We start from the raw sequence: 2,990 nt of genomic DNA, 5'->3' as shown, positions 1-2,990 counted from the left end.
CACCCCCCGGTGACCCGCACCGCCCGCCGCGCATGCCGATGCACCCGCACCCCCACCGGCAGCGCGGCCACCGCCTGCTCGTAGAACCACCCCAAGTACCGCCCCTGAAGCTGCCGGTCGGCGAAGACGCCCCCCTCGACGCCCGCCCACTCATGCAGCGTCGGCCCCGGCCGCACCGGCCCCTCCATGACCACCGTCTCGTCCGTGAACATCGTGACATCCTCGGCATGGGAGTTCATCCACAGCAGCGGCGACTGCGCGGCACGCCAGATGCGGCCCGCGCCCGGTGGATGCGGATCGACGAGGTGGATGTCGAGGCCCGAACCGCCGTACAGCTCAGGCGCGTTCGCGGCGATGCGCTCGATCAGCCCGACCCCTCGGGGTCCGGCGCCGACGATGACGAGGGNNCACGGGGCGCCGCGCGGCGCCGGCGCGGCCGAGCCCCTCAGCAGGACCGCATCCCGAGGGTACGACCGCGTTTCCCCTCACTGTCAAGGTCGTCCACAGTGTGGGCGGTTCGTCTCAGGCCGGTTGACTCGTATCCGGAGACCTGTTCCACTTGCCCCATGCATCCGCAGCAGTGGCTGGTCACCCGCTCCCACATCGACTTCGGTCGCGTGTGGTCCTGTTCCTGTTGAGCTGACCGCCACCCGCCTCACGGCTCTCGCCGGGGCGCTCCCGATGCCTTCCTCCCCGCCTTCACACGTGCGCCTCCCCTCACCCGGCACACCCGCCTGACGCTCAGTCAGCATCCGTATACAGACAGACAATCAGCTCGGAGCGAGCCCGAACGGTCGCATTCGTTCACCCATACGCACCGCTTGTCACCCGTCCGCCACAAAGAATCATATTTCACTCTCAGTCAGCAGCCGTACACGTTACGACCCTTGGGGCACTTGGACTCTCGACGAATCGGCTGTGCACCAGTACCGTCACAAACCCCCCGCGCGGCGTCTATCCACTTGGCGCGACATCCGCATCATGGACGACCATGGGTCCTGCGGATAGCAAGCAAGACCGCTGTGAGAGGAGGCGTCCATGGGATCGGTGCGCAAGGCGAGTGCCTGGCTTGGCCTCGTCGACGACAACGATGACGAGCGTTACTACGACGACGACTACTCCGAGGGGACCGACTCCGGCGACGCCGCCTGGGTCACCGACCCCCGGGTCAAGGTCGCCACGGACACGGCCGAGGAGAAAGGCCGCCGGATCGGCACGGTCACCCCGGACAGCTTCCGGGACGCCCGGGCGATCGGCGAGCTGTTCCGCGAAGGCGTGCCGGTGATCATGAACCTGACGGCGATGGAGGCCGCCGACGCCAAGCGCGTCGTCGACTTCGCCGCCGGGCTCATCTTCGGCCTGCGCGGTTCGATCGAGCGCGTCTCCACGCGCGTGTTCCTGCTGACCCCGTCCAACACCGAGATCGTCAACGGCGACCCCGGCGGCCACCGCACGGACGGCTTCTTCAACCAGAGCTGAGGCAGGGCCGCTCACCGGCCCTGCCCCCTGGGTTCAGGTCCGGGGTCAGCGGAAGGCGTCGAGTCCGGTGAGCGCCTTGCCCAGCACCAACTGATGCATCTCCACGGTGCCTTCGTACGTCAGCACCGACTCCAGGTTCGTCGCGTGCCGCATCACGGGGTACTCCAGCGAGATCCCGTTGGCCCCGAGGATCGTCCGCGAGGTACGGCAGATCTCGATGGCTTCGCGTACGTTGTTGAGCTTGCCGAAGCTGACCTGTTCGGGCCGCAGCCGTCCCGCGTCCAGCCGCCGGCCCAGGTGATGCGCGAGCAGCACCCCCTTGTGCAACTCGACCGCCATGTCGGCGAGTTTGGCCTGCGTGAGCTGGAACGCGCCGATCGGCTTCCCGAACTGCTCGCGGGTCCTGGCGTATTCGACGGCGGCCTCGAAGCAGGCGCGCGCCGCTCCCATCGCGCCCCACACGATCCCGTACCGGGCGTGCGAGAGGCAGCTGAGCGGCCCCTTCAGCCCCACGACCTCGGGCAGCACGGCGCTCTCGGGCAACCGCACGTCGTCCAGCACCAGTTCACTGGTCACGGACGCCCGCAGCGACCACTTGTGCTTGATCTCCGGCGCGGAGAACCCGGCGGCGTCGGTGGGCACGACGAACCCGCGCACCCCGCCCTCGGTCTGCGCCCACACGACGGCGACCCCGGCGACGGACCCGTTGGTGATCCACATCTTCCGCCCGTTGAGCACCCAGTCACCCCCGTCGCGCTTGGCGTAGGTCCGCATGGACCCCGGGTCGGACCCGTGATCGGGCTCGGTGAGCCCGAAGCACCCGATGACCTCCCCCGCGGCCATCCGGGGCAGCCACTCCTGCTTCTGCTCCTCGCTCCCGAACCGATGGATGGCGTACATGGCGAGGGACCCCTGCACGGACACGAGCGACCGGATCCCGGAGTCCCCGGCCTCCAGTTCCAGGCAGGCCAGCCCGTACTGCACAGCGCTGGCCCCGGCACACCCGTACCCCTCAAGGGACATCCCGAGGGCCCCGAGCGCCCCCAACTCCCGGGCCAGTCCCCGCACATCGGGCAACTCCCCCGCCTCGTACCACTCCGCGACACCCGGCAACACCCGGTCCCCCACCCACCGCCGCACGGTCTCCCGCACAGCGAGATCCTCGGGCGACAACAGCTCGTCGATCCCCAGCAGATCCCCGACGTCGAGCATTCCCACGCTTCCTCCAAAACTAGCACCGCTAGTTACACGCCACTCAGGAACCTACGCCCCACGGTCCCACTCCCACAAGAAACGCCCGCCCTCCGGCAGACGGTCACGGGCGGCGCGCGGGCGGGCAGGCCCCCCGGGGCCCGGGCACCTCGGCCTGCATGCCTCGCGGCAACCGCAGCGCCATGACCGCCCCCAGCAACAACAACCCCGCACTGACCAGCAACGTCACATGCAGCCCATGCACGAACGACTCCCGGGCCACCCGCCGCAGCACCCCGCCGGCAGGCCCCCCGATCTCC

General features: G+C 69.4%; 2 protein-coding genes and 2 pseudogenes. 1 reads left to right on the top strand and 3 read right to left on the bottom strand.

What is annotated here, in order from left to right; all coding sequences use genetic code 11:
- Window positions 1–406: pseudogene (locus AOK24_RS47030) on the bottom strand (FAD/NAD(P)-binding protein); the annotation flags it as partial.
- Window positions 407–1,038: 632 nt separating this feature from the next.
- Here AOK24_RS47030 and AOK24_RS42090 point away from each other — a divergent pair.
- On the top strand, window positions 1,039–1,479 hold the full coding sequence (locus tag AOK24_RS42090; protein WP_055725150.1) for a cell division protein SepF: 441 nt from the start codon (window positions 1,039–1,041) through the stop codon (window positions 1,477–1,479).
- Window positions 1,480–1,524: 45 nt separating this feature from the next.
- Here AOK24_RS42090 and AOK24_RS42085 read toward each other — a convergent pair whose 3' ends face one another.
- Both AOK24_RS42085 and AOK24_RS42080 read right to left on the bottom strand, forming a co-directional pair.
- Entirely contained in the window at window positions 1,525–2,691 is a 1,167-nt protein-coding gene (locus AOK24_RS42085) for an acyl-CoA dehydrogenase family protein (RefSeq protein WP_055725149.1), read from the bottom strand.
- A gap of 103 nt (window positions 2,692–2,794) precedes the next feature.
- Window positions 2,795–2,990 (bottom strand): annotated as a pseudogene (locus AOK24_RS42080) (MFS transporter); the annotation flags it as partial.

Origin of the sequence: Streptomyces niveiscabiei (genome assembly GCF_001419795.1) — a bacterium.
Lineage (GTDB): Bacteria > Actinomycetota > Actinomycetes > Streptomycetales > Streptomycetaceae > Streptomyces > Streptomyces niveiscabiei.
This window is presented reverse-complemented; position numbering and strand designations above follow the sequence as displayed.

Coding starts and splice junctions, on each gene's coding strand:
- AOK24_RS42090 (WP_055725150.1), top strand. CDS start 1,039: ATGGGATCGGTGCGCAAGGCGAGTGCCTGGCTTGGCCTCGTCGACGAC.
- AOK24_RS42085 (WP_055725149.1), bottom strand. CDS start 2,691: ATGCTCGACGTCGGGGATCTGCTGGGGATCGACGAGCTGTTGTCGCCC.